Here is a 25128-nt window from a genome sequence, read left to right as displayed (position 1 = left end):
CCGTCCGCCCCTGTTGTCGCGATGCCGGGTTTGTTCCGCGAAGACCAGGAGAATCGCCAGCCATGACCACTGCCCCCGGCGCTCGGCCGCCGACCGCACGCGTGAGCGTCCTCGTACCCCGTCTGCTGCGTTCCTGCCTCGACGCGCTCGAGCGGGTGGAGAACGCCGAAGCCCTCGACCGCGTCGCGACGCCCGTACAGAAGGCCGTACGGGCGCTGCCGCTCGGTTCCCTGCGCGATGTGCTCCACGGCCGTCAGCTCGGCCACCCGCTGCATCCGGTCATGGTGCAGGTGCCGATGGGCGCCTGGCTGTCGTCCGCCGTCCTGGATCTCGTGCCGGGCGCGCGCAGGCCGGCCCGCCTCCTCGTCGGCCTCGGCACGCTGGCGGCACTGCCCGCCGCGCTGGCCGGCTGGGCGGACTGGGCCGAGCAGCACGAGCAGCAGATGCGCACCGGCCTGGTGCACGCCGGCGCCAATGTCGCCGCAGTGTCGCTGTACGGCGCGTCGTTCGTCGTGCGCGGGCGCCGCCCCCTGCTCGGCCGGGCGCTCGGGCTCGGCGGTCTGGCCAGCGCGAGCGTCGGCGGCTTCATCGGCGGCCACCTCGCCTACCGGCAGGCGGCGGGGGCCAACAAGACGGAGCCTGTTCCGCATCTGATCGATCCCGGCTGGCACCGGCTCGGCCCGGTCGCCGAGCTGACTCCCGGGAAGGCGGTGCGCTGGATGCTCGGCGAGGTACCCGTCGTGGCGGTGCGCGGCGAGGACGGCACGGTCGACGTGCTGGCCGACCGGTGCAGCCATCTCGCGGGCCCGCTGTCGGAAGGCGATGTCGACGACGGCTGCGTGACGTGCCCCTGGCACGGCAGCGTGTTCCGTCTCTCCGACGGCTCGGTGGTGCGGGGGCCCGCGACCGCGCCGCAGCCGTGCTTCGAGACGCGGATCGAACCGGACGGCATCCTTGCCGTGTGTCTGCCCGGAGCGGGCTGAGCGGAGGACACGTATGCGGGTCAACTGCCTCATTGTCGATGCCGCCGACCCCGAGCGGCTCGCCGCCTTCTGGGCCGAGGTGCTCGGCCGGCCGGTCGTGGACCGCACCGGGCCCTATGTGTGGCTGCGGCGCGAGGACGGCCTCGGGATGGGTTTCCAGCGCAGCGACGCGCCCAGGGCGGGCAAGAACCGCCTGCACCTCGACATCAGCGCGCCCGAGCCCGCCGCCGAGCAGGCTCGTATCGAGGAGCTGGGCGGGCGCAGGCTCGAGGAGTACGCCGACGGCGGGTTCCTGGTGATGGCGGACCCCGAGGGCAACGAGTTCTGTGTCATCCCCGAAGGCTCGGTCGGGCTCGACGAGGAGGGCCGGGCGCACTACCTCGGCGACGGCCCTTCCGACGGATCGGAGGGGCCCTGAAGCACCAGGGCGGGACCGGCCGGTGACGCCCGGCGTCAGCCCACGAGGTCCGGCGCGCGCAGCATCTCGGGCGGGATGCCCCAGGCGTCGACGAGGTCGGCGGCGAGCGGCCGGACCTTGCGGCAGAGGTCGTTCACCTCACGGCTGATCGCCTTGGAACGCTGGGCGGACAACCTGCCGTGCTCCATGAACCAGGCCCGGTCCGACTCGATCGTGGTCAGCGCGAAGAGGTCGCACAGCAGGCCGAGCGCCACCTTGTTGTCCCCGTCGGGCAGCGCGCGCACCTTGTCCACGAACGCCTCCAGGACCAGCCGCTCCACATGGGCGTCGGCCACCGCGATGACATGGTCCTGCACCTGCGAGAAGACCGCGCCGGGACTGGCCTTGCCGTCCATGCCGCGCTTGAGCCGACGCGCCGCCCCGGCGAGCATGTGCTCCTCCCGGAAGCGGAGCATGGCGAGGTGGTACTCCGAGTCGAGCAGCCCCGCCTCCTGGTCCCACTCGTCACCGCCGGGCAGCAGGTCCCGTACCCGTTCGAGGAGTTTGTGGGCGGACGTCTTCTCGATGACCGTCTCGACGGCCAGGCCGGTGACGAAGCGGACCATGTCGAGCTGGTCCATGTCCCCGAACTCGCTCGCGTAGCCGGTGAGCAGGCCCTTGGCCACGAGCTGGAGCAGCACGTGGTTGTCGCCCTCGAACGTCGTGAAGATGTCGCTGTCGGCCTTGAGCGCGGCGAACCGGTTGACGGCGAGATAGCCGGCGCCGCCGCACGCCTCGCGGCACTCCTGGATCACCCGTGTGGCGTGCCAGGTGCCGAGCGCCTTGGTGCCCGCGGCCCGCGACTCCAGCTCCCGCCTGCTCTGTTCGTCGTCCTTGATGCCGGAGAAGACCTCGTGCAGTTGCGTGCGGACGACGTCCTGGGCGAAGTGCAGCGCGTAGGTGCGGGCGAGGAGCGGCAGCAGCCGGCGCTGGTGCAGGCCGTAGTCGAGGAGCACCTGCTCCTGCGCGTCGGAGTCCGCCTTGAACTGGCGGCGCCGCTCGGCGTACTTCGTGGCGATGGCGAGCGCGACCTTGGCCGCGTTGATCGCGCCGCCGCCCACACTGACGCGGCCCTGGACGAGCGTGCCGAGCATGGTGAAGAAGCGGCGGTCGGGGTTCTCGATGGCGCTCTCGTAGACGCCCTCGGGGGTGACGTCGGCGAACTTGTCGAGCAGGGCCTCGCGCGGCACCCGGACGCCGTCGAACCAGATCCGGCCGTTGTCCACGCCGTTGAGGCCCATCTTGCGGCCGTCGTCCTCGATACGGACGCCCGGCGCGACCTCACCGTCGATCCGGACGGGCACGACGAAGGCGTGCACACCGTGCGAGGTGCCGCCCACCTCCAGCTGGGCGAAGACGACCGCCAGCTCCGCGTGGCGCGCGGCATTGCCGATGTAGTCCTTGCGTGCCTGGTCGTCGCCGGTGGTGAGGACGAATTCCCGGCTGTCCGCGTCGTACGTGGCCACCGTGCCGAGCGCCTGGACGTTGGAGCCGTGTCCGGTCTCGGTCATCGCGAAGCAGCCCATCAGCTTCCCGGTGATCAGATCCGGGAGATAGGCGTCGTGGTGGCGCCGGGTCCCCAGTTGCAGGATCGCGCCGCCGAACAGCCCGAACTGCACGCCGACCTTGACCAGTACCGACAGATCGCCGAAGGCAAGAGTCTCGAACGCGGCGATCGAGGCGCCGACGGACCCGCCGCCGCCGTACTCCTCGGGGAAGCCCATGCCGGTCTGGCCCGTCGCCGCCATCTCGACGACGAGCGTCCGGACGCGTTCGCGGTACTCGTCCAGGCCCAGTTCCTCGGCGTCGTCGAGGACGGAGGCGTACGTCGTCAGGTTCGTGCGGACCAGGTCGCGGACGGCGGCGTACTCGCCGTCGAGCAGCCCGGTGAGAGCCGGGACGTCGACGACGGGCTGCACGTATCCGCTCGGGGGCGGGGCGATTTCGGTGGACATGCCGCTCTGTTACCCGTCCGTAGGACGATCAAGCAGTGTCAGGAGCCGGGCCCGGTCGGCTGAGCGGGTGAATCCGGGTCGCCGTCGAGGATCGTGTCGATGCGCCGCAGCGCCTCCGTACGGGTGCCGACCAGGGCCAGGACGTCGGTGACGCCGGTGATGTCGAACAGCCGCCGGACGGCACCGCCCTCGGTCACGGCCAGGACGAAGGGCCGCCGCACCTGGTCGTGCTCGGCCTTGGCCCGCAGGATCAGGTTGAGCAGGGTGCTGTCGGCGAAGTCGAGTTCGCCCAGATCCAGCAGGGTGGCGACGGTGTCGATGTCGGTCAGCGCGCGCTGGAAGACGGCGGTGACCTCATCCCCGTCCTCGAGGTCGATGTCATGGCGCAACATGACGACCGCCACCCGCTCCTGCTGGGTGAGTTCGATGTTCTCGCTGTTACTGGCCATGCCCCGACCCTGTCATATGCCCGGCCCCCTCCGGAACGGGACGGCTGTGTTCTTCGACTCCCGAATCCCCGGGAAAACACCAGGTCCGGGCTGGTTTTCACGGGTGTGAACGCAACTCTGGCGAACCACCCGCCGGCGCGGGTGTGCGGATAGCAGCGCTGGGAAAGCGAAATGAAAGCGACGACGAAGTGCAGTGTTTGCACGTGTACAGAGAGAGGATCACGTCTTGATGAGTGTTCCCGAAACACCTGCTTCGGAGCGCACGACCTGCGCGCAGGCCCGGGCTGAAGTCAGCTGGACCCTCATGGAAGTGTGCTGCGGTCTCCCCCTGGAACAGGCGCGGCGTCTGCACGACGACGCGCTGCTGGTGGCCACCGAGCTGACGGCGAACGCGATCCGCCACGCGGGCGGGACGACCGGGTTCGACGCCGGGCTTCAAGGCGACTGTCTCTGGATGCGGGTGAGCGACCGCAGTGTGGAAGTGCCTCACCGCGCCCCCTCCAGGCCGAGCGTGCCGGGCGGGTTCGGCTGGATGGTGATCCAGCGGCTCAGCTCGCACGTGGCCGTCGAGGTCGGACCCCACGGCAAGACGATCACCGCCGTACTGGATCTGCCCGTCCACCCGAGCCCGGCGTGAACCCGGGCGGGGGGTCAGGCAGCCGGTGACTCGTCGCCGGAGCGGAGTGCGGCGGCGCGCTCCAGGACATGATCGGCTGCCATCAGGGCGTCACGTACGGTCCGGGTGCCGGTGGTGGCGCACAACGTGTAGGTGACATCGTCGAGCTGCCACTGCAGTTCCTGGGTCGGACGCTCCGAGAAGCGCAGCTGCACATCGGCGTAGCGGCTCAGAAGGGTCCGGATGTACATCGGATCGGCGTTCCGCACGAGACGATTCCTGTTCTGTTGTCCTGGGAGATCGACGGAACATCAACTGCCCTGATTCCGTCCGGACATGCCTGCCCGCATTCGGGCAGAGGTGTTTGCTCAGGCCGCGCTGCCACGGAAGGGCCCCGCCGCGCACCTGGCCTCGTGTTCCGCGCTGCGCGAGACGAACCACACGGAACAGCAGGCGGCCTCGAGTTCACCGTCGGAGGCCGCGAAGGTCTCGAAGGCCTCGGCGTCGAGCAGTCGACGCGCTCGCGCGGGTCGGCCGGCGATGCTGTGACGGTGGCTGCGGGCTGTCATCTGCGGTCCTCGCTCATCGGCTGGTCGTGCGCCGTCCGGTACGGCTTCTCACGGTTGCCCCGGATACGGCTGCCGATGCCAGTGAGGAAGCCCACTCGTGCGGCGGGACGCAACACGTGCGGGTGGTGGCGCGTCGACGGGGCATACGGGCGGGCAACACACCCACCACGAACGGGAGTTGCCATGTTCGCCATCGCCGCCGCCGTACTTTTCTTCATCGCCTTCCTGATCAACGCCGCCGACATCGCGACGAACGACGTCTTCTCGTCGGTGAACGTCATGCTCCTCGGCCTCACCGCCCTGGCCCTGCAGCTGGCGGGGGCCGGCGGCTGGTCCCGGTCCAGAACGTCGCGCCGACGCTGACGGCTGACGGCGGCGGGCGCGCGGCCCGCCGCCGGCCAGACGGTCAGGAATTCTGCCGCACCTGCTGTATGTCCTGTTCGTCCCAGGCGCTGGTGTCCCGCGGCTCGACGAACAGTTCTTCCTGTGTCGGATGGCCGCCGCTGATCGCGCGCTGACGCGCGATCTCGGCGTCGAACTCGAGCCCGAGCAGGATCGCCAGACTGCTCAGCCACAGCCAGACGAGGAAGACGATGACGCCCGCCATGGCGCCGTACGTCTTGTTGTAGGACGCGAACCCGGCCGCGTACAGCGTGAAACCGGCCGAGGCCACGAGCCAGACGACCAGGGCGAGGCAGCCGCCGGGTGTGACCCAGAGCCAGCCGCGTCCCTTCACATTGGGCGCGGCCCAGTACAGCAGGGCGATCATCAGGACCAACAGGACCGCGAGCAGCGGCCACTTGGCCAGGGACCACACGGTGAGCGCGGTGTCACCCACCCCGAACACGGAGCCGACGCGCCGCGCGACGCCGCCCGTGAAGACGACGATGAGCGCGCTCAGGGCGGCCAGCAGCATCAGGGCCAGGGTGATCCCGAGACGCAGCGGCACGACCTTCCACAGCGGCCGCCCTTCGGGCACGTGGTAGATCTGGTTCGCCGTCCTGATGAACGCTCCTACATAGCCCGAGGCCGACCAAACGGCCAGCACCAGGCCGACCACGGCCATGACCGAGCCGGTGCCCGAGCGGCCCTGCAACTGCCCGACGGCCTGGGTGAGGATGTCCCGCGCCGCGCCGGGCGCCAGCGTCTCCACGCTGTCCAGCACCTTCTGGGTGGCGGACTCGCCGACCACGCCGAGCAGGGCCACCAGGACCAGCAGGGCGGGGAACAGCGAGAGGACGGCGTAGTACGTCAGGGCGGCGGCCCTGTCCACCAGTTCCTCCTTCTGGAACTCGCGGAAGCTGCCCTTCAGTACCTGGCCCCACGCGTGCCCGGACAGACCGGCCGGACTGTCGGGCGCGGCCTCCTCCACCTCGGGGGACGGGCCGAAGGCCGCGGTCTTGTCCGTGTCCGGCGCTTCGTCGTCACGCTGTTCGAGGTTGCTCCGCTGTTCTGGCATGCCTTCCGCATGTCCGCCGTACGAGGATTCAGACCTGCACGTCACGAGCGGTGCGGGAAGGGAGCCGGACAGGCGCTCAGCCGCGGTCCGTCAGCAGGGCGCTCCAGGGCGCCGGGCCCGAACCCTCGGCCCAGGCCGTGAGCGCGCTGCCGTCGATACAGCGGATGCCGCACGCCGCGGCGTACTCCTCGGCCGGCGCGGTGAACTCACCGGTGGTCACCACGACCGCGAGCTGGGCTCCGTGCACCGTCCAGCAGGTGCCGCCGAAGCGCTGGAGATCCTGGGAGCCGACCTTGTTCGTGGGCCCGTACTGCTTGCACTGCACGACGACGCGCCGGCCGTCGGGCGCCGTCGCGAGGACATCGGCGCCGAGATCGCCCGCGCCGCCGACGACCTCGACGTCCGTGCAGCCGTCCCGTTCGCACAGTGCGGCCACCGCCGCCTCGAAGCCGTCGGGGTCGAGGTCCGTGAAGTCGGGCTCGGGATCGGGCAGTTCGGTGGTGAAGCCGTCGTGCACCGCGGCGGAGGCCGGGACGAGGCGCACGGTGTCCCGGTCCTGGACGGCGGCCGCGGACGGTACGGCGAGGTCGGTGGCCCGTGCCGCGTCGGCCAGTTCACGGTCGGCCTGCGCCATCCCCGCACGGGCGGCGCGGCGCAGCTCGCGGGTGCGGGGCATGGCGCGGAACAGGACGTAGAGCACGGGTACGGCGAGCAGGGCGAGGAGCACGGCGGCGACCGGGTGCGCTCCGGCCCAGTCGGCGAAGCGTATGAAGAGCAGGACGACGGCGCAGAGCAGGGCGCCGATCAGGCCGAGGGCGACGAGCGGCCCCGACAGCCGGTCCACGGAGTGGTGTCGGCCCGCGGTGCTCCTGGTGTTCCGTATCGGCACTGGGTCTCCTGCGCGTCGTCACGAATCTGGCTGACGGACGAGTGCCCCGAACAGCGCATTCCATGATCGACAAATCTGGGCCGGTGTCGCATCATCCCCTGGCGCAACGGCAGTTGACGTGCCGTCACTCAGTAGCGGGCGGGGCGGCGTCCCGGCTGCGTGTCGTAACACGGCATCAGCGGGGCACTCGTTGGCCGAGGCCGGGGGAAGCGGGCCCCGCCCGGCGCAAGTCCAGAAAATCGAGAGAACTGTGAAGGTTTGGCCAGGGATTCACGGGCACGCGGGGAGGAGATCGCTATGACCAACACATCTAATCCACCAGACAAAGAGTCCGACGACACATCGAGGGAACCCGCCAAGAAGGGGAGCGGTACGAGGAAGCGCGCGGCGGCCGAGAGTCCGCGGCGCGCCAAGAGCCTCCGGCCGACCGAGGCGCTCCGCGAGGCGCGTGAGCAGTTGATGGAACTGACCGGCAAATCGGTCGATTCCGTCTCCTCGTTCCGTGCCACCGAGGACGGCTGGCTGCTCGAGGTGGAGGTCCTGGAACTGTCCCGGGTCCCCGACACGATGAGCCTGCTCGCCAGCTACGAGGTCGCCCTGGACGACGAGGGGATCCTCACCGGCTACCGGCGGCTCAGGCGGTACGAGCGCGGACGCTCCGACGACCGTCGCTGAACCGGCCGTCGCCGACCGGCCCCCGAACGAGCGGGCCGCGCCCGGCGGAGGTGCGCCGCCACGGCGGGCGCCCGGCGAACGGCTCCCCGAAAGGCGAACGACAGGGAGGAACTGCACATGACAGTCGCAACTACCCAGCAGAGCGGCGGAGGCGGCGGGACCAGTGGTCTCTACGACGTCCTGGAGCTGGTCCTCGACCGCGGACTGGTGATCGACGCGTTCGTCCGCGTCTCGCTGGTCGGCATCGAGATCCTGAAGATCGACATCCGCGTCGTGGTCGCCAGTGTCGACACGTACCTGCGCTTCGCGGAGGCGTGCAACCGGCTCGACCTGGAGACCGGCAGCAAGAAGCCCTCGGGCCTGACGGACATCATCGGCGACACCATGGAGTCGGGCGCCCACGGCAAGACCAAGGGCGCGCTCTCCGGCGCGGCGGAGACCATCTCCGACGCGTTCTCGCAGGCCCGTGAAGAGAGCCAGAGCGAGTCCCGGCCGCGTCAGCGCCGCACCTCGTCGAGCCGCCGCAAGGAGGAGCAGGAGTGAGCACCTACGTCTACGGCATCGCGGATGCCGATCACCCGAGCCTGCCCGACGGCATGGAAGGCATCGGCAGCCCGGCGCTGACCGTGCGCGTCGTCAAGGGCGGCGGCCTCGCCGCACTCGTCAGCGACGCCCCCGAGAACCTGCGCCCCAAGCGGCGCGATCTGCTCGCCCACCAGAACGTGCTCTCCGAGGCCGGCGGCGGTGGCACCGTCCTGCCCATGCGCTTCGGCAGTGTCGCGGAGGACGACGCGGCGGTCGCGGCGGCCCTCGAAGAGCGCGTGACGCACTATCAGGAACGCCTGGCCGCGCTGCGCGACCGCGTGGAGTACAACGTCAAGGTCCAGCACGACGAAGAGGCCGTGCTGCGGACCGTCATGGCGGACAACGACGACGTGCGCGCCCTGGCGGTGCGCAACCGCGACGCCGGCGGCGGCAGCCACGAGGACAAGCTGCAACTGGGCGAGGCCGTCGCGAAGGCCGTGCAGACGCGCGAGGCGCAGGACGCCGAGACGGTCCGTACGGCACTGCAGCCGCACGCCGACGACATCAGCGAGGGCCCCGGCAGCACCGGCTGGATCAGCAACCTCTCCTTCCTCGTGGACCGGACCTCTTCCGAGGGGCTGCTCGGCGCGATCGAGGAGCTCCGGCAGGCGGCCCCCCACCTCGTGTTCCGGGTCAACGGACCGCTGCCGCCCTACAGCTTCGTGGAGGCGGCCCCGACGGCCTCCATCACGGGATGAGGTCCCCATGGGGTTGCTGAGCGAGGTGCTGCTGCTGCCGCTGGCTCCCGTGCGGGGCTCCATGTGGGTCCTCGACCAGGTGGTCGCGGAAGCGGAGAACCAGTACTACGACCCCTCGGCCATTCAGGCCCAACTGGCGGCCCTGGAAAAGCAGTTGGAGGCGGGCGAGATCGACGAGGAGACCTTCGACCGCCTGGAGGACGAGCTCCTCGACCGGCTCGAGGCCAGTCGGAACAGACAGACAGGCGCGTGACGCCGGAACATCTCTAGGCGCGTGCAGCGATACGTGCAGGAACGGACGACACCATGAACCGAACAGCAGTCGGCCTCGCGGTAGGAGCGGGGTACGTCCTGGGACGTACCAAGAAGATGAAGCTGGCCTTCGCCGTCGGCACCATGGTCGCCGGCAAGAAGTTGCAGCTGAGCCCGAAGGCCGTCCTGGACATGGTCCGCACCCAGCTGGACAAGAACCCGCAGTTCCAGGAGCTCGGGGGGCAGTTGCGCGACGACTTCCGTGGCGTGGGCAAGGCTGCCACCGGCGCGATCCTCGAACGGCAGATGGAGGGTCTGGCCAGCAGGCTGCACAGCAGCACGGCCGGTGTGCGGGGCCGCCTCGAAGGGGTGGCCCCCGGCGCCGACGACGAGGACGACAAGGACGCGGGCGGCTCGGCGCGGGACGAGGACCGTGACGAGGGTCGCGGCGAGAGCCGTGACGGCCACCGCGGCGAGAGCCGTGACGAAGGCCGGGACGACGACCGCCCGGCGCCCCGCAAGCGTGCCCCGGCCAAGAAGTCCGCCTCGGCGGGGCACCGTAAGGCGGAGCAGGGCGCGCGGGCCCGGGGGACGACCGCCAAGAAGACGACCTCCGGAGCCAAGAAGGCCTCCGCCACCGGGGCCAAGAAGACCGCGGGCACCGCCCGGCGGGCCCCGCGCAGCAGCACGAAGGGGGGACAGGACAATGGCTGAGTCGTCGAAGGCGAACCCGCTCAAGGACCTGGCCCAGAGCCAGGCGGCCGACCGGCTGAAGACCGAGGCGCAGGAGTACCTCGCCGCACAGGCGACCAGCCTGCTGACCGGCGTCGGCCGCAAACTGGGCCAGGCCACGACCCGGCTCAACGACATAGCCGACGGCAACAGCCCCGGCTTCGGGAAACTCGCCCTGGAAGGCGGCCGCAAGCTCGCCGACGGAAAGGGCCCAGTACGCTCGGCCGTCGAGACCGGCGCGGGTCACCTCAAGGACAACCTGGTCGGCGGGGTGAAGGGGCTGTTCAACAAGGGCGGCAAGGGCAAGTCCAAGTCCGGCGCCGGGCAGAAGCCGACGGTCATCCTGGAGAGCATCGATGTCGGCGTGGACGTCCGCACCGCCTACGACCAGTGGACCCAGTACCAGGAGTTCTCCACCTTCGCGCGCGGCGTGAAGAACGCGAACCGCGCGGACGACGTCACCTCCGACTGGCAGATGAAGATCTTCTGGTCCAGCCGCAGCTGGAAGGCGCACACCACGGAACAGGTGCCGGACCAGCGCATCAGCTGGAGCTCCGAAGGGGCCAAGGGCACCACGAAGGGCGTCGTCACCTTCCACGAGCTGGGACCGAACCTCACCCGGGTCCTGCTGGTCATCGAGTACTACCCGAAGGGTCTCTTCGAGAAGACCGGCAACATCTGGCGTGCCCAGGGCCGGCGCGCCCGCCTGGACCTGAAGCACTTCGCGCGCTTCATCTCCCTCAAGGGCGAGGCGAGTGACGGCTGGCGCGGGGAGATCCGCGACGGCGAGGTCGTCCGCACGCACGACGACGCGGTCGCCGAGGAGGAGGACGAGCGCTCGCAGGACCAGCAGGACCAGAGCGACGAAGCCTCCGACGACGCGGACGACGCGGACGACGCGTACGAGGACGAGGAGGCCGCCGAGCCGGAGGACGCGGAGGAGGACGAGGACGCGGAGTACCTCGACGAGGACGAGCCCGCGGACGAGCCCGTCGAGGACGACGCCGACGAGCCCGAGGACGTCGAGTACGCCGACGAGGACGACGACGTCGAGTACGCCGACGAGGAGCCGGACGAGGAGTACGCCGACGAGGACGCCCCCGCCGACGAGCCCGAGCGGCGCGAGCACGCACACGCCCGGAGTCGCTGATGAGTACCGCAAGCAGGTTCCCCGACTCCCCCCTGGGCGGGGGGAGTTCGGGGGCGAACCTGGCCGACATCCTGGAGCGTGTTCTCGACAAGGGCATCGTGATCGCGGGTGACATCCGCATCAACCTGCTCGACATAGAGCTGCTCACCATCAAATTGCGCCTGATCGTCGCCTCGATCGACAAGGCCAAGGAGATGGGCATCGACTGGTGGGAGGACGACCCGGCCCTGTCCTCCGGCGCCCGGCGCAAGGAACTCGCCCGGGAGAACGCCGAGTTGAGAGAACGCCTCGCCGCTCTGGAGGGCGGCGGCGCGGCCGGGGCGCTCGACGAGGCCCCGGAGAAGGAAACCCAGGGGAAGGAAGCCCGGGGGAAGGGAGCGCGCCGTGACTGAGCTGCGGTACGTGTACGCGGTCTGCGGCGCCCTCGACGCCCCTCTCTCCGCGGACCTGACCGGCGTCGGCGGCGGCGCCCCGCGCCGGATCGAGCACGCGGGTCTGACGGCCGTCGTGAGCCAGGTCCCGGCCGACCAGTTCTCCGAGAGCGCGCTGCGCCGGAACCTGGAGAACCTCGACTGGCTCGCGGACACCGCGCGCGCCCACCAAGCGGTCATCGCCGCGCTCACCTCGGTCACCAGCCCGCTGCCGCTGCGCCTCGCCACCGTCTTCCGTGACGACGACGGCGTACGCGCCATGCTGGAGGAGCAGCAGGAGCGGCTGCGCACCTCCCTCGCCCGCATCGAGGACCGCGTCGAATGGGGCGTGAAGGTCTTCGTGGAGGAGCAGCCGGCGCAGGCCGCGGACGACGCCGGAGCCGGCGCCGGGAAGCGGGAGCGCGTCTCCGCGCAGTCGCTCGGCAGCGGTTCCGGCCGTGACTACCTGCGCCGCCGCCGGGCCGAACGCGACGGGCGCGACCAGGTCTGGCGGCAGGCGGAGACGTTCGCGCAGCGCCTGCACGACCAGCTGGCGCAGCGCAGCGTGGAGACCCGCGTCCACCCGCCGCAGAACCCGGAACTGGCCAAGAGCTCGGGACGCAACGTCCTCAACGGCGCCTACCTCGTGCCCCGTTCGGAGTCCGAGGCCTTCGTGGAGCTCGTCGACGCGACCAAGGACGGCGGGCCCGGACTGCGCGTGGAGCTGACCGGGCCGTGGGCCGCTTACTCCTTCTCCGCGCCGCCCGAGGAACGCGACGACGAGGCGCTGCCGTCGGCAGGTGACGCGTCATGACCGTCATCGAACGGCGTGAGGTGGCCCTCGTGGACCTCCTGGACCGGCTGCTCGCCGGGGGAGTGGTCCTCGCGGGCGACGTCACGCTGCGGATCGCGGACGTCGACCTGGTCCGTATCGACCTGAACGCCCTGATCAGTTCCGTGAACGAGAACGTCCCCTCACCGTTCGAGGACATGCTGTGACCCCGCACGACGACGCGCACCCCACCGGTGCGGAACCCGAGCACACCGGGCAGGGCACGTGCTCTGCCTGTGGCGGACACGCCCCCGCCCCCCAGGTGGAGAAGGGGCGGGGCCGTATCCAGATCGAACCCGACACGGTGGAACGGGACTTGATGAAACTGGTCCTGACCATCGTCGAACTGCTGCGGCAGCTGATGGAGCGTCAGGCCTTGCGCCGCTTCGACACGGGTGACCTGTCGGAGGAGCAGGAGGACCGCATCGGCCTCACGCTGATGCTGCTCGAGGACCGGATGGCGGAACTGCGCGAGCGGTACGACCTCGCGCCCGAGGATCTCAACATCGACCTCGGCCCGCTGGGCCCGCTGCTGCCGCGCTGAGACCGCTCGCGGCCCCCGCGGCCGGCCGAGGGGCCCGGGGTGCGGCGTACCTTAGGGGCGTATCGGACGGATCGGTGGGTAGTGGCTGCTCATCGGCCCCCGCGGGCACGCAGTGGGAACCCTGCGCCTCCACGCTCGCGGGGGCCGGTGCGTAGAGGGGACGTATTCACCCGAACAGCGGGCTTGTTCGCGGGCAGGCTGGTTACCCGCTGCCCATGGGCAAGCGAACAGAGCTCGGTGACGAGCATCATGAGCAGAGCGACGCCGACCGCTTCGGCCCGGACGAGCAGGTCGAACGGCGGGCCCCGGAAAGCCCCACCCATCTGCCGAAGAAGTCATGGAAGGCGGTGCTCAAAGGCAGTCTTCGGGAGTTCCAGGACGACGAACTCACCGACCGCGCGGCCGCACTGACCTACTACGGAGTGCTGTCGCTGTTCCCGGCGATACTGGTGCTGGTGTCCCTCCTCGGCATCACGGGAAAGTCCACCTCCGACAAGGTGCTGGACAATCTCCAGCAGCTGGCGCCCGGCTCGGCCCGAGAGATCATCACGCAGGCCGTGGAGCAGTTGCAGGACACCGGCGGCACGGGCTCGCTGGTCGCCATCATCGGCCTGCTGCTGGCGGTCTGGTCGGCCTCCGGCTACGTGGCCGCCTTCATCCGCACCGCCAACGCCGTCTACGACATGCCCGAGGGCCGTCCCATCTGGAAGGTCCTCCCGGTACGCGTCGGCGTGACCGTGGTCCTGATGATCCTGGCGGTGGCCAGCGCCATGATCGTGGTCTTCACCGGCGGCCTGGCCCGTCAGGCGGGCGACATGCTGGGCATCGGCGACAGCGCGCTGACCGTCTGGTCGATCGCCAAGTGGCCGGTCCTGGTCATCCTGGTCACCATCATGATCGCGATCCTCTACTGGGCGACCCCGAACGCCAAGGTCAGGGGCTTCAGGTGGATCACCCCGGGCAGCCTGCTCGCACTGGTGGTCTGGATGGTCGCCTCCGCGGCGTTCGCCTTCTACGTCGCCAACTTCGCCTCGTACAACAAGACCTACGGGACGATGGCCGGGGTGATCGTCTTCCTGGTGTGGCTGTGGGTCACCAATCTGGCCATCCTGCTCGGCCTGGAGTTCGACGCGGAGACCGTCCGCCAGCGGGCCATCGCCGGCGGTCATCCGCCCGACGCCGAGCCGTACGCCGAGCCCCGGGACACCCGCGCCTGGGACGAGCAGGACAAGCGCCGGATGGACGAGACCTGACGAGCGGCGCAGTGGCAGCCCGCGCCGACGAGTCGGCGCGGGCTCCTCGGCGACTGGGGATGACGCTGCCCATTCGATGAAAATAAGGTTAGCCTTGCCTTCTATTTGGGGGAGGCCGGAAATCGTCCTTCCGACCTGGGCTATTTGAGGAGCAGGTCCGTGGGGGGCGAGAGATCCGGGCGCGGCGTCATACGCCGAGCCGTTGCCGGACAGCGCAGGGACGTCGTCGTGGGCTCGGTGCTCAGCTCGGCGCACCAGACCGGCGAGGCGCTCGTGCCGGTGCTCATCGGCCTTGTCGTCGACCGGGCCGTGGCCCGGCCCGACGCGGGGGCGCTCGCGGCCTGGCTCGGAGTGCTCATCGTCGTCTACGTCATGCTCTCGGTCGGTTTCCGGGCGGGCTCCCATGCGGGCGAGCGCGCCGCCGAACACGCCGCGCACCGCCTGCGCCTGGACATCGTCGAGCGCGTACTGGCCCCGCACGGCGGCGCCGAGGCAGGCCGGCCGCCCGGCGCCCTGGTGAACGTCGCCACCGAGGACGCCCGCAGAGTGGGCGCGCTCAACATGGCCGTCACCGTCGGGGTGGCGGCCGTCGTCGGCGTGGTGGCAGGAGCCGTACTCCTGCTCCGGGCCTCCCTCCCGCTCGGCCTGCTCGTCCTGGTCGGAGCGCCGGTCCTGATGGTGCTCGGCCACGTCCTGGCACGCCCGCTCGAACACCGCAGCGAAGCGGAACAGGAACGCGCGGCCCACGCCTCCGCCGTCGCCGCCGACCTGGTGGCCGGGGTCCGTGTACTCAAGGGGCTGCGCTCCGAACGTGCCGCCGTCGACCGCTACCGCAGGACCAGCCAGGCCTCCCTGACGGCCAACCTGCGCGCCGCCCGCGCGGAGGCCCTGCAGAGCGGCCTGATGCTGGCGCTGACCGGAGGCTTCATCGCGCTGGTCGCGCTCGTCGGCGGCCGCCTCGTCCTGAACGGCTCCATCGGTCTGGGCGCCCTCGTCTCCGCGGTCGGTCTCGCTCTTTTCCTGCCGGGGCCGATCGGCGTACTGGCATGGGTGGGCGCCGAGTTCGCCAAGGGCCGCGCCTCGGCCGCCCGCATCGCCGACGTGCTGGCCGCACCCGGCGAGACCGGTGGCGGCACCGCCCCGCTCGACGGACCCGCGCCGGGTGAACTGCGCCTGGCCGGGCTCGGCCACGCGGGGCTCACCGCCGTCGACCTGACCGTGCGGCCCGGAGAACACCTCGGCATCGTCGTCACCGACCCCGCGGACGCGACGACCCTGCTGCGCTGCCTCGCCCGGCAGTGCGACCCGCAGCGCGGCAGCATCACCCTGGACGGCACCCCGGTCACCGAACTCGCCCCCGACGCGCTGCGCTCCGCGCTCCTGGTGGCCGAACACGACGCCCAGCTCTTCGACGGCACCCTCCTCGACAACGTGACCGCGGCCGCGCCCGCCGACTGCGATCCGCGGGCCGCCATGGACGCGGCGGCCGTCGACCAGGTCGCCGCCGTGTTCCCGGCCGGGGTGCACGCCGGGGTCGGCGAGCGCGGCAGCTCGCTCTCCGGCGGCCAGCGTCAACGCGTCGCCCTGGCCCGTGCGTTGGCCGCCGACCGCCGCGTCCTGGTCGTGCACGATCCGACGACCGCGGTGGACGCCGCCACCGAGGCCCGGATCGCCGCCGGCATCCGCCGCGTCCGCGCCGGGCGCACCACGGTCCTCGTGACGAGCAGCCCGGCGCTCCTCGCCGCCACCGACCGCGTCGTCCTCATCGACGGCGGCACCGTCGTCGCGCAGGACCGCCACGAGAACCTCGTCGGCGCCCATCCCCTCTACCGTGCGGCGGTGCTGTCATGACCACGATCTCCGCGATACCGGACCACCCCGCTTCCGAGGAGACCGAGAGCGCCCTGGGCGCACCGGACGACGGCAGGGAACTGCTGCCCGTCGCCACCGCCGCCCGGACCCGCGCCGCCCTGCGCGAGCTCGTCCGGCCGGATCGGGCCCGGGCCCTGCTCGGCCTCGGCGTGCTGGCCGCCGCCACCGCGATCGGACTCCTCGTCCAGCCGCTGCTGGGCCGCGTCGTCGACATCGTCGCCGACGGCCGGCCCGCCTCCGCCCTCACCCTGCCGGTCGTCCTCCTGGCCCTCGTCGCGGTGGCCCAGGGCGGCACCACGGCCCTCGGCCTGACCCAGGTCGCCCGCTTCGGCGAGACCATACTGGCCCGGCTGCGCGAGCGGTTCGTCGAGCGGGCCCTGCAACTGCCCGCCGACCGGCTGGAACGCGCGGGCTCCGGCGACCTCACCGCCCGCATCACCGGCGACGTCGCCCGCGTCGCCGAAGCGGTCCGCTCGGCCCTGCCCGAGATGACCCGCTCCGTCCTCACCATCGTCCTCACCCTCGGCGCGCTGGCCCTCCTCGACATCCGGTTCCTGCTCGCGGCGCTCCTCGCCGTGCCCGTACAACTGCTCACCGCACGCTGGTACGTGGGCCGTGCCGTCACGCTCTACGCCGATCAGCGCATCGCCAACGGAGCCCAGCAGCAACAGCTTCTGGAGACCATCGGCGGCGCGGCCACCGTGCGGGGCCACCGGCTCGAGCCGGAGCACACGGAACGCAACGCCGGACGGTCCCGCGCGGCCGTCGGACTCACCATGCGCAGCGTCAACCTCGTGCTCGGCTTCTACCAGCGACTGCACATCGCCGAGTACATCGGCCTGGCCGCCGTCCTGGTCACCGGATACTTCCTGGTCGACGACGAAGCCGTCTCGGTGGGTACGGCGACGGCCGCGGCCCTCTACTTCCACAGCCTCTTCGGACCGGTCAACGCGGCGCTGGTGCTGCTGGACGACGCGCAGTCCGCGGCGGCCGGTCTCGCGCGCCTGATCGGGGTCACCGACCTGCGCGAGGACGGCGCCCCGGGGCTCGAGAGCGCCCCCGCACCGCGGCAGGACACCGCGAGCGCCGGCACCGCGGTCACCGTCGACGCCGTGAGCCACGCCTACGGGTCCGGCGCCCCCGTCCTGCACCAGGTGTCGTTCACGCTGGACAAGGGCGAGCACGTCGCGCTGGTCGGCAGCAGCGGCGCCGGCAAGTCCACCCTGGCCCGCCTCGTCGCGGGCGTGCAACAGCCCACGCGGGGCACAGTCGTCGCCGGGGGAGAGGGCACGGCGTCCGTCGCCCTGGTCACCCAGGAAGTCCATGTGTTCACCGGTTCGCTGGCGGACGACCTGCGCCTCGTCCGCCCCGACGCCACCGACGCCGAGCTGCGCACCGCACTGGCCACGGTGCACGCGCTGGAGTGGGCCGAAGCGCTTCCCGACGGTCTCGCCACCGTCGTCGGCCAGGGCGGCCACCGGCTGGACCCCGCCCGCGCCCAGCAACTCGCCCTCGCCCGCCTGGTCCTCGCCGACCCCGAGGTCGCCGTGCTCGACGAGGCGACCGCCGAGGCGGGCAGCGCCGGCGCCAGGGAACTGGAGCGCTCGGCCGAAGCGGCCCTCGCCGGACGCACCGCCCTGATCGTCGCCCACCGGCTCACGCAGGCCGCCGCCGCTGACCGGATCATCGTGCTGGAGGCGGGCCGGATCGTCGAGAGCGGCAGCCACGACGAACTCCGCGACGCCGGCGGCCCGTACGCGACTCTCTGGGGAGCCTGGTCCGGCAGCCGCCCCGGCCCCCACCCCTGACCCCTCAACTCGACCCGCTCGTACGACAGTTGCGTATCACTCGTATCCCCGAAGGGCTTCGCCATGTTCCGTCTGCTTCCACGCACCCGGCTGCTCGCCGTGGCCGCGTCCGCCCTGCTGATGTTCGGCGCCGCGGCCTGCGGGTCCGGCGAGAGCGGTGGCAAGAGCGCCCCCGTCTCCGACAAGTCCGCGGAGAAGGGTGCCTTCCCGGCGACCCTCACGCACAAGTACGGGACCACGACCGTCAAGGCCGAACCGCAGCGCATCGTCACCGTCGGCCTCTCCGACCAGGACGCCGTCCTCGCGCTCGGCAAGGTCCCGGTCGGCACGACCGAGTGGCTCGGCGAGTTCAAGGGCGCCATCGGCCCCTGGGCCAAGGACGCACTCGGTGACAAGCCCCTGCCCACCGTGCTCCACGACAACGGCACCGGCCCGCAGGTCGAGAAGATCGCCTCGCTCCGTCCCGACCTGATCCTCGCCCTGTACTCGGGCCTCACCAAGGACCAGTACCGCACGCTCTCCAAGATCGCCCCGGTCGTCGCCCAGCCCGAGGACGGGCCGGACTGGAGCATCTCCTGGCAGGACCAGACCGAGCAGATCGGCAAGGCGCTGGGCCGGCCCGGGGAGGCCGGGAAGCTCGTCGCGAAGACCGAGAGGCACATCGCCGACGCCGCCGCGAAGCACCCCGAGTTCAAGGGGGCCGGCGCCGTCATGGCCACCCCGTACGAAGGCATGTACGTCTACGGCCCGCAGGACAACCGGTCCCGGCTGCTGACCTCCCTCGGCTTCACCCTCCCCGCAGACCTGGACAAGGTCGTGGGCGACGCGTTCGGCGCGAACATCAGCAAGGAACGCACCGACCTGCTCGACACCGACGCCATCGTCTGGATCGTCACCGACCCGGCGAAGGACGAGAAGAGACTCCACGCCGACCCGCTCTACGGGAAGCTCGACGTCGCCGCGCAGGGCCGGGAGGTCATGGTCGAGGAGAGCAGCCACTTCGGCAGCGCGATCTCCTTCGTGAGCCCCCTCAGCCTGCCTTACACGGTCGACCGCCTGGTCCCGCTGCTCTCGGCCGCCGTCGACGGCAAGCCGGTCACCGAGGTCTCCGCCCCGGCGTCCTGACCATCTGCAGCCGACCGCCAACTACCGACCGCCAACTACCGACCGCTGGCCGCCAACTACCGACCGCCGACCGCTGACCGCCATGAGGAATTCCGACCGTGGAACCCGCCCCGTGACCCGCCCCGCCCGGTGGCGTCCCGCCCTGCTCGTGGCCGTCCTGGCCGTCGTGCTGATCGTGCTGTGCCTGCTCTCCCTCGGCCTCGGCGCCCTGCAGATCCCGCCGGGCCAGGTCGTCAGGGCGCTGACCGGCCAGGACGTCGATGTCCGGGTCGAGGACATCGTCTGGTCCGTCCGCGTGCCGCGCACCGTGCTCGGCCTGGTGGCGGGCGCGGCGCTGGGCCTGTCCGGCGGCGTGATGCAGGCGTTGACCCGTAACCCGCTGGCCGACCCCGGCATCCTCGGCGTCAGCGCCGGCGCGGCGTTCGCCATCGTGCTGGCCGCGGGGGTCGCCGGGATCGGCTCGCTCCTCGGCTACATCTGGTTCGCGTTCGCCGGGGCGATGGCGGCGAGCGTCCTGGTCTATCTGCTCGGCAGGCTCGGCCGCTCCGGCTCCACCCCGATGAAACTGGCCCTCGCCGGGGTCGCCGTGACCGCGGTGCTGTCCTCACTCACCAGCGCCGTCGTCCTCGTCGACCCGGAGGCGCTGGACCGCTTCCGCTTCTGGTCGGCCGGCTCGCTCGCCGACCAGGACTCCGCCACGGTCCTGCGCATCCTGCCCTTCCTGGCCGTCGGAGCGCTGCTCGCGCTGGCGAGCGCCCCCGCCCTGAACAGCCTCGCGCTCGGCGACGACGTCGCCGCCTCGCTGGGCCGGCGGCTCGGCCTCGTCCGCCTCCAGGGCGTCGTCGCCGTCACCCTGCTCACCGGCGCGGCCGTCGCCGCCATCGGACCCGTCGTCTTCGTCGGACTCGTCGTCCCGCACATCGCTCGGGCGCTGGCCCAGTACGCGGGCCTCGGCCCCGACCACCGCTGGCTGCTGCCGCTCTCGGCGGTGCTGGCCGGCGGCCTGCTCCTAGGCGCCGACATCCTCGGCCGGGTCGTGGACCGCCCGGTCGAGATCCAGGCCGGAGTCATCGTCGCGTTCGTCGGCGGCCCCTTCTTCATCACCCTGGTCCGCCGACGCCGACTAGCGGAGGTCTGACCCGTGCCCACCACCACCCCGCCTCCGCCGGACCCGTCCCCGTCGGATCTGTCTTCGTCGGACCGGTCTTCGACGGGCCGGTCTACGTCGGGCCTGCCCTCGTCGGGCCGGTCTACGACGGACCTGTCTTCGACGGACCTGCTTCCGTCGGGCCTGCCCTCGTCGGGCCGGTCTACGACGGACCTGTCTTCGACGGACCTGCCTCCGTCGGGCCTGCCCTCGTCGGGCCGGTCTACGACGGACCTGTCTTCGACGGACCTGCCTCCGTCGGGCCTGCCCTCGTCGGGCCCGTCCCCGTCGGATCTGTCTTCGTCGGGCCGGTCTTCGTCGGACCTGCCTCCGTCGGACCGGTCTACGACGGACCCGCCCTCGTCGGACCGATCCCCGACGGCCCCGCCCTCGGCGGACCCGCCCCCGACCGGCCTCCCCTCGGCGGGTCCGTCTCCAACGGACCCGCCCCCGCTGCGCTTCGGCGGCGCCCGACCCTTCCGCCTCCGCGTCGTGCCTGTCTCCGGCTTCCTGCGGCCCCGCCAACTCGCCTTCTGCGGCGGGCTGTTCGTCGCCGTGTTCGTCGCGCTGTGCTGGCATGTGTCGGTCGGGGAGTACGGCATCCCGCTGCCCGACGTCGCTCGCGCGCTTCTGGGCTCCGGCGACCCGGGGACGCTGCTCGTCGTCCAGGAACTACGGCTGCCCCGCGCCGTGGTGGGCCTCCTGGCGGGGATCGCGTTCGGCATGTCCGGCGCCCTGTTCCAGACCATGACCCGCAACCCGCTGGCCAGCCCGGACATGATCGGCCTCACCCAGGGCGCCGGGACCGCCGTGGTCGGCGGCATCGTCCTCGGCTGGGACTTCGGGCTCGGCACCCAGGCGCTCGGACTCCTCGGCGCGTTCGCCGGCGCCGTGGTGGTGTACGGGCTCGCGTGGCGCCGCGGCACCACCGGCTACCGGATCATCCTGGTCGGCATCGGGGTGTCCTGGATGTGCCTCAGCGCCACCGACTTCCTGCTCGCCCGCGGCGGCCGCTTCCAGGCGCAGGCCGCGCTGGGCTGGCTCGTCGGCAATCTGAACGGCCGCGACTGGCAGCAGGCCGCGCCGCTCGCCGCGGCCCTCGCCGTCCTGGTGCCCGCCACCCTGCTGATCGGCCGCCTCATGCGCACGCTCCTGCTCGGCGACGACGTGGCCCAGGGCCTCGGTACCCGCGTCCAGGCGGTGCGCCTGGCCGTCCTGCTGACGGGCGTCGGCCTCGTCGCCTTCGCTACCGCCGCCGCGGGCCCCGTCGCGTTCGTCGCGCTGGCCGCCCCGCAGATCGCGCAGCGCCTGTGCCGCACCGCCTGGCCGCCCCCGCTCGCCGCCGGGCTGACCGGCGCCCTAGTCGTCCTCGCGTCCGACGTCGTCGCGCGCGAACTGATCCCCGGCACCGAACTGCCCGTCGGGATCGTCACCGGAGTGCTCGGCGCCCCGGTGCTGCTCTGGCTGCTCATCCGCGTGAACCGCGCGGGCTCAGGAGGCTGACCGATGTCCACCGCCGAACCCGACCTGCGGGCCGCCGGCCTGCACCTGGGCTACGCCGACCGCGCGGTCGTCACCGACCTCGACCTGGCCGTGCCGCCCGGCCGGGTCACCGCCATCGTCGGGGCCAACGCCTGCGGCAAGTCGACGCTGCTGCGCGCCCTGGCCCGCCTGCTGTCACCCCGCGAGGGCACGGTGAGCCTGGACGGCCGCGCCCTGCACTCCATCCCCACGCGCGAACTCGCCCAGCAGCTCGGCATCCTCCCGCAGTCACCCGTGGCCCCCGAAGGACTGACCGTCCTCGATCTGGTCAACCGGGGCCGCTCCCCGCACCAGACCTGGTGGAGGCAGTGGACGAAGTCCGACGAACAGGCGGTCCACGACGCGCTCGAGGCCACCGGCGTCACCGAACTCGCCGACCGTGCCGTCGACGAACTCTCCGGCGGTCAGCGCCAGCGCGCCTGGATCGCCATGGCGGTCGCCCAGAGCACCCCGGTCCTGCTGCTCGACGAACCGACCACGTACCTCGACCTGGCCCACCAGATCGACGTCCTCGACCTGATCATCGACCTGAACCGCCGTGAGGGACGCACCGTCGTCATGGTCCTGCACGACCTCAACCAGGCCTGCCGGTACGCCGATCACGTGATCGCCATGAAGTCCGGCAGGATCGTCGCCGAGGGCGCCCCGGCGGAGGTCATCACCGCGTCGACCGTGGAGGACGTCTTCGGTCTGCGCTGCCAGGTGACCACGGACCCGGTCAGCTCCACCCCGCTGGTCATCCCGATCGGCCGCCACTTCGACGACGGGTCCCAGCCGACCGCGACGGACGATGGGTCCTGGCCCACCGCGACGGACGACAGGCCCTAGTCCACCTCGACCCCGTGATCCCGCAGCAACTCCTCCAGGCCGCCCTCGTAGCCCTTGCCGCCCAGGACGAAATCCCAGTCGCCGTTGGCCCGGTGGCGGAACGAGCCGAGGACGAGGGCCGTCTCGCCCGGGCGGCCGTCCGAGACCTCCAGCTCGCCGAGCTCGGCCAGCTGCGGGTCGAGGAGACGGATCCTGGCGTCGGAGAAACCGGACAGATCGGCCTCGGGGTTGACCTCCGGATCGATCGCGGCCACGAGGACGAAGCGGTCGGCGTCGGGCGGCAGCCCGTCGAAGGAGACCCGGATCGCGGCCCTGTCGCGGCCGGCCGGGGGTATCGCCTGCACCGAACCGTCCGGCGTGCGGGGGTTGTTGTAGAAGACGAAGTGGCTGTCGCTCAGGACACGGTTGCCGCTGCAGACGAGCGCGCAGACGTCGAGGGCCACCCGCCCCGACCATGACATGCCCAAGATGTTGTAGTCGCTTGGCAGTCGGGGTTCGGGCGCGGAGGCCGGGGGTCCGTCCGAACGCGTGCCGGCCCGCGGGCCGAGGCGTCCGCGCAGGCCGTGCCGGTGCAGCAGATCGACGAGTTCCTCACCGGCGATCAGTTCCAGCGGCTTGCCGTTGGCGAAGGTGTGGGACCCCGGACCGAAGCGCGAAGTCGTCACCAGGACGCCCTTGTTGGCCCCGGCGTCCTGCACGGTCCCGAACAGGTCGCGTACCGCGGTGGGCGGCACCGTGTTCCGGTACCGCTTCACCTGCACGACGATCTTGCCGCCGCGGATCGGGGCGGGGTCGAGGGCGTCGACGTCCACGCCTCCGTCGTTCGACCGCTGGGTGGTGACCGCCTGCATCCCCATGGCCCGGAACAGCTCGGCGACGAGCGATTCGAAGGCGACCGGGTCCATCGCGTAGAGGTCGGGCTCCTCGTCGCCGCCGTGGCTGACCACACGGTTGCCGACCTCGTCCGGACGGCGCCCGGGCCGGACCGCGGTGAGCTGGTCCGGCCGGGCCGAGAGCTGCCCGCGCAGCCCGTCGCCCAGACAGCTGACGGCGTCGACCTGTGCGAGATGCAGGTCCGCGAACGCCGCGCGCGGGGCCAGCACCGTCGCCAGCACGATCTGACCGGGCCGGCCGGTCACCGGGTCGTGATCGTCGACGAAGCCGTTCAACGCCACGGAGTCCAGGGCGCCCAGCTCGTCGGCGGCGAAGAGGTCGTGCAGCGCGAGCAGCATGCACTGCGCGACGACCTCCCGGTAGAGCGCGCGCCGCTGGGTGACCGGCCGCGGGCTCTCCTTGTCCTGGTCCAGCGTGGAGACGTACCGCACCGCCTTGGCCTCCGGGACGACGGCGTACCCGGGCAGTTCCCAGTCCAGGACCAGCTGCCCGGCGGCCGCGTCGTAGGCCGCGGCGACCCGGCGGGGGAAACCGTCCGGCCAGCCGGTGGAGGCGTAGAGCGCCGCCGAGAAGTACTCGACGACGGCGTCCGGCTCCCTGCGGCGGACCCCTTCGACCACGCGGGAGACTCCGTCGTTGTGCTGCCGCACCTCGGCGCGCCGGGCCCGGGCCCAGGCCTCGTACTGACTCAGGTACCCCGCCAGGTCCTGCTGCCGCCGGGCCTCCGCGGCCTGCGCCGCCCGCAGATCATGCTCGTACCGCGCGTTCGCGTCGGCCTGCGCCTGGGCGCGGCGGTTCGCCGTCCACCCGCCGCTCTGCGCCTGATAATGGCGCGGATCCGGCGGCGGCACGGGATGCGCCAGCGGTCCCGGCGCGAACGGCTCGATGTCCTCGGCGCGCAGGAGCGAGGCGGCGCGGAACGCGGGAGCACGGCACCCGGCCGCGAGCAGGCCCTGTAACGCGGCCACCTGGGCGTCTAGTTCGGCGGTACGCCGATGCGCCTCCGCCTGCCGGTACTCGCGATGGCTCTGGGCGACCCGGCGCTGATACGCGCGTGCCTGCTGAGCCTCCAGCCTGCGCTGCCTGGCCTCGGCTTCGGACTGACGCTGTTGTTGCCGTTGCATCTCGGCCCAGACGCCGACGACACCACCGGAGCGACGACTCATATGTGGCACAACCTCCCCGCATGCGCATCACCGTCGACAGACTCAGGCTGCCCCCACAGCAGGACGGTGACCTCATGACTTTACCCAGCAATCGCTGCCGCGCATATCCACCTGTCACGAACAAACGGCACTGCCGCTACGGGACTTCGCGGGCCTGCGTGCAAATGACACGGGCCTGCATACGAATGGCGCGGGCCCACGTACGAATTGAGTACGCGCACTCAGGACCCCACCACCG

General features: G+C 71.6%; 28 protein-coding genes. 21 read left to right on the top strand and 7 right to left on the bottom strand.

All coding sequences use genetic code 11. The features are described 5' to 3' along the window. Positions 1-62 precede the first annotated feature (62 nt). Both ABD366_RS08435 and ABD366_RS08430 read left to right on the top strand, forming a co-directional pair. Positions 63-983 (top strand): Rieske (2Fe-2S) protein, encoded by a 921-nt coding sequence (locus tag ABD366_RS08435; RefSeq protein WP_324768896.1) that lies wholly within the window; start codon positions 63-65, stop codon positions 981-983. Between the two features lie 13 nt (positions 984-996). Then, positions 997-1401: a VOC family protein gene (locus ABD366_RS08430; RefSeq protein ID WP_324768897.1), complete on the top strand. Its 405-nt coding sequence runs from the start codon at positions 997-999 to the stop codon at positions 1399-1401. Positions 1402-1436: 35 nt separating this feature from the next. Here the strand turns inward: ABD366_RS08430 and ABD366_RS08425 are convergent, their stop codons facing one another. Continuing rightward, the gene (locus tag ABD366_RS08425; RefSeq protein ID WP_324768898.1) at positions 1437-3395 is read right to left on the bottom strand and encodes an acyl-CoA dehydrogenase family protein; all 1959 of its coding nucleotides are present in this window, start codon (positions 3393-3395) and stop codon (positions 1437-1439) included. A gap of 38 nt (positions 3396-3433) precedes the next feature. Further along, positions 3434-3844: an STAS domain-containing protein gene (locus ABD366_RS08420; protein WP_324768899.1), complete on the bottom strand. Its 411-nt coding sequence runs from the start codon at positions 3842-3844 to the stop codon at positions 3434-3436. Between the two features lie 229 nt (positions 3845-4073). On the opposite strand from ABD366_RS08420, the gene ABD366_RS08415 reads away from it, so the two are divergent. Beyond that, positions 4074-4481 carry an ATP-binding protein gene (locus tag ABD366_RS08415; RefSeq protein ID WP_324768901.1) on the top strand — a complete coding sequence of 136 codons (408 nt, stop codon included), beginning with the start codon at positions 4074-4076 and terminating at the stop codon, positions 4479-4481. A 14-nt stretch (positions 4482-4495) separates the two neighbouring features. On the opposite strand, the gene ABD366_RS08410 is transcribed toward ABD366_RS08415, so the two are convergent. Both ABD366_RS08410 and ABD366_RS08405 read right to left on the bottom strand, forming a co-directional pair. Continuing rightward, a complete protein-coding gene (locus tag ABD366_RS08410; RefSeq protein ID WP_324768902.1) occupies positions 4496-4729 on the bottom strand; it encodes a DUF5133 domain-containing protein in 234 nt (77 codons plus the stop codon). 99 nt (positions 4730-4828) lie between these two features. Continuing rightward, on the bottom strand, positions 4829-5029 hold the full coding sequence (locus tag ABD366_RS08405) for a hypothetical protein (RefSeq protein WP_324768903.1): 201 nt from the start codon (positions 5027-5029) through the stop codon (positions 4829-4831). A 183-nt stretch (positions 5030-5212) separates the two neighbouring features. Here ABD366_RS08405 and ABD366_RS08400 point away from each other — a divergent pair, with 183 nt between their 5' ends. Continuing rightward, complete coding sequence (locus tag ABD366_RS08400; protein ID WP_324768904.1) at positions 5213-5392, top strand: hypothetical protein; 180 nt, start codon at positions 5213-5215, stop codon at positions 5390-5392. A gap of 43 nt (positions 5393-5435) precedes the next feature. On the opposite strand, the gene ABD366_RS08395 is transcribed toward ABD366_RS08400, so the two are convergent. Next, entirely contained in the window at positions 5436-6488 is a 1053-nt protein-coding gene (locus ABD366_RS08395; protein WP_324768905.1) for a YihY/virulence factor BrkB family protein, read from the bottom strand. Between the two features lie 76 nt (positions 6489-6564). Continuing rightward, on the bottom strand, positions 6565-7377 hold the full coding sequence (locus ABD366_RS08390) for a restriction endonuclease (protein ID WP_411293699.1): 813 nt from the start codon (positions 7375-7377) through the stop codon (positions 6565-6567). 297 nt (positions 7378-7674) lie between these two features. Between ABD366_RS08390 and ABD366_RS08385 the strand changes: the two genes are divergently transcribed. The 17 genes from ABD366_RS08385 (at position 7675) to ABD366_RS08305 (ending at position 22830) form a co-directional block, all read left to right on the top strand. Then, positions 7675-8052, top strand: coding sequence for a gas vesicle protein GvpO (locus ABD366_RS08385; protein WP_324768906.1), 378 nt, complete (start codon positions 7675-7677; stop codon positions 8050-8052). 117 nt (positions 8053-8169) lie between these two features. Beyond that, on the top strand, positions 8170-8595 hold the full coding sequence (locus tag ABD366_RS08380) for a gas vesicle structural protein GvpA (protein WP_324768908.1): 426 nt from the start codon (positions 8170-8172) through the stop codon (positions 8593-8595). Then, a complete protein-coding gene (locus tag ABD366_RS08375) occupies positions 8592-9335 on the top strand; it encodes a GvpL/GvpF family gas vesicle protein (RefSeq protein ID WP_324768909.1) in 744 nt (247 codons plus the stop codon). The genes ABD366_RS08380 and ABD366_RS08375 overlap by 4 nt, the downstream gene beginning before the upstream one ends. A 7-nt stretch (positions 9336-9342) precedes the next feature. Beyond that, positions 9343-9588: a gas vesicle protein GvpG gene (locus ABD366_RS08370; RefSeq protein ID WP_324768911.1), complete on the top strand. Its 246-nt coding sequence runs from the start codon at positions 9343-9345 to the stop codon at positions 9586-9588. Positions 9589-9641: 53 nt separating this feature from the next. Beyond that, on the top strand, positions 9642-10301 hold the full coding sequence (locus ABD366_RS08365; RefSeq protein WP_324768912.1) for a DNA primase: 660 nt from the start codon (positions 9642-9644) through the stop codon (positions 10299-10301). Further along, entirely contained in the window at positions 10294-11469 is a 1176-nt protein-coding gene (locus ABD366_RS08360; protein WP_324768913.1) for an SRPBCC family protein, read from the top strand. The genes ABD366_RS08365 and ABD366_RS08360 overlap by 8 nt, the downstream gene beginning before the upstream one ends. After that, on the top strand, positions 11469-11861 hold the full coding sequence (locus ABD366_RS08355; RefSeq protein WP_324768914.1) for a gas vesicle protein: 393 nt from the start codon (positions 11469-11471) through the stop codon (positions 11859-11861). The genes ABD366_RS08360 and ABD366_RS08355 overlap by 1 nt, the downstream gene beginning before the upstream one ends. Further along, positions 11854-12693: a GvpL/GvpF family gas vesicle protein gene (locus ABD366_RS08350; protein ID WP_324768916.1), complete on the top strand. Its 840-nt coding sequence runs from the start codon at positions 11854-11856 to the stop codon at positions 12691-12693. Before ABD366_RS08355 ends, ABD366_RS08350 begins: the two co-directional genes overlap by 8 nt. Beyond that, on the top strand, positions 12690-12878 hold the full coding sequence (locus tag ABD366_RS08345) for a gas vesicle protein (RefSeq protein WP_324768917.1): 189 nt from the start codon (positions 12690-12692) through the stop codon (positions 12876-12878). The genes ABD366_RS08350 and ABD366_RS08345 overlap by 4 nt, the downstream gene beginning before the upstream one ends. Before the next feature lie 95 nt (positions 12879-12973). After that, positions 12974-13255, top strand: a complete 282-nt coding sequence (locus ABD366_RS08340) for a gas vesicle protein K (RefSeq protein WP_324768928.1) — start codon at positions 12974-12976, stop codon at positions 13253-13255. A gap of 215 nt (positions 13256-13470) precedes the next feature. Then, positions 13471-14508 carry a YihY/virulence factor BrkB family protein gene (locus tag ABD366_RS08335; RefSeq protein ID WP_324768919.1) on the top strand — a complete coding sequence of 346 codons (1038 nt, stop codon included), beginning with the start codon at positions 13471-13473 and terminating at the stop codon, positions 14506-14508. A 159-nt stretch (positions 14509-14667) separates the two neighbouring features. Beyond that, entirely contained in the window at positions 14668-16359 is a 1692-nt protein-coding gene (locus ABD366_RS08330) for an ABC transporter ATP-binding protein (RefSeq protein WP_344441392.1), read from the top strand. After that, positions 16356-18188 carry an ABC transporter ATP-binding protein gene (locus tag ABD366_RS08325; RefSeq protein WP_324770470.1) on the top strand — a complete coding sequence of 611 codons (1833 nt, stop codon included), beginning with the start codon at positions 16356-16358 and terminating at the stop codon, positions 18186-18188. Before ABD366_RS08330 ends, ABD366_RS08325 begins: the two co-directional genes overlap by 4 nt. Positions 18189-18251: 63 nt before the next feature. Beyond that, positions 18252-19313: an iron-siderophore ABC transporter substrate-binding protein gene (locus tag ABD366_RS08320; protein ID WP_324770469.1), complete on the top strand. Its 1062-nt coding sequence runs from the start codon at positions 18252-18254 to the stop codon at positions 19311-19313. 82 nt (positions 19314-19395) lie between these two features. Then, positions 19396-20451, top strand: coding sequence for a FecCD family ABC transporter permease (locus ABD366_RS08315; RefSeq protein WP_411293746.1), 1056 nt, complete (start codon positions 19396-19398; stop codon positions 20449-20451). Between the two features lie 462 nt (positions 20452-20913). Then, positions 20914-21963, top strand: coding sequence for a FecCD family ABC transporter permease (locus ABD366_RS08310; protein WP_324770369.1), 1050 nt, complete (start codon positions 20914-20916; stop codon positions 21961-21963). A gap of 3 nt (positions 21964-21966) precedes the next feature. Next, complete coding sequence (locus ABD366_RS08305) at positions 21967-22830, top strand: ABC transporter ATP-binding protein (RefSeq protein WP_324770368.1); 864 nt, start codon at positions 21967-21969, stop codon at positions 22828-22830. On the opposite strand, the gene ABD366_RS08300 is transcribed toward ABD366_RS08305, so the two are convergent. Next, entirely contained in the window at positions 22827-24890 is a 2064-nt protein-coding gene (locus ABD366_RS08300; protein ID WP_324770367.1) for a restriction endonuclease, read from the bottom strand. The genes ABD366_RS08305 and ABD366_RS08300 overlap by 4 nt on opposite strands. Positions 24891-25128 lie beyond the last annotated feature (238 nt).

This window comes from Streptomyces kunmingensis, assembly GCF_039533535.1.
GTDB classification, from domain to species: domain Bacteria; phylum Actinomycetota; class Actinomycetes; order Streptomycetales; family Streptomycetaceae; genus Streptomyces; species Streptomyces kunmingensis.
This window is presented reverse-complemented; position numbering and strand designations above follow the sequence as displayed.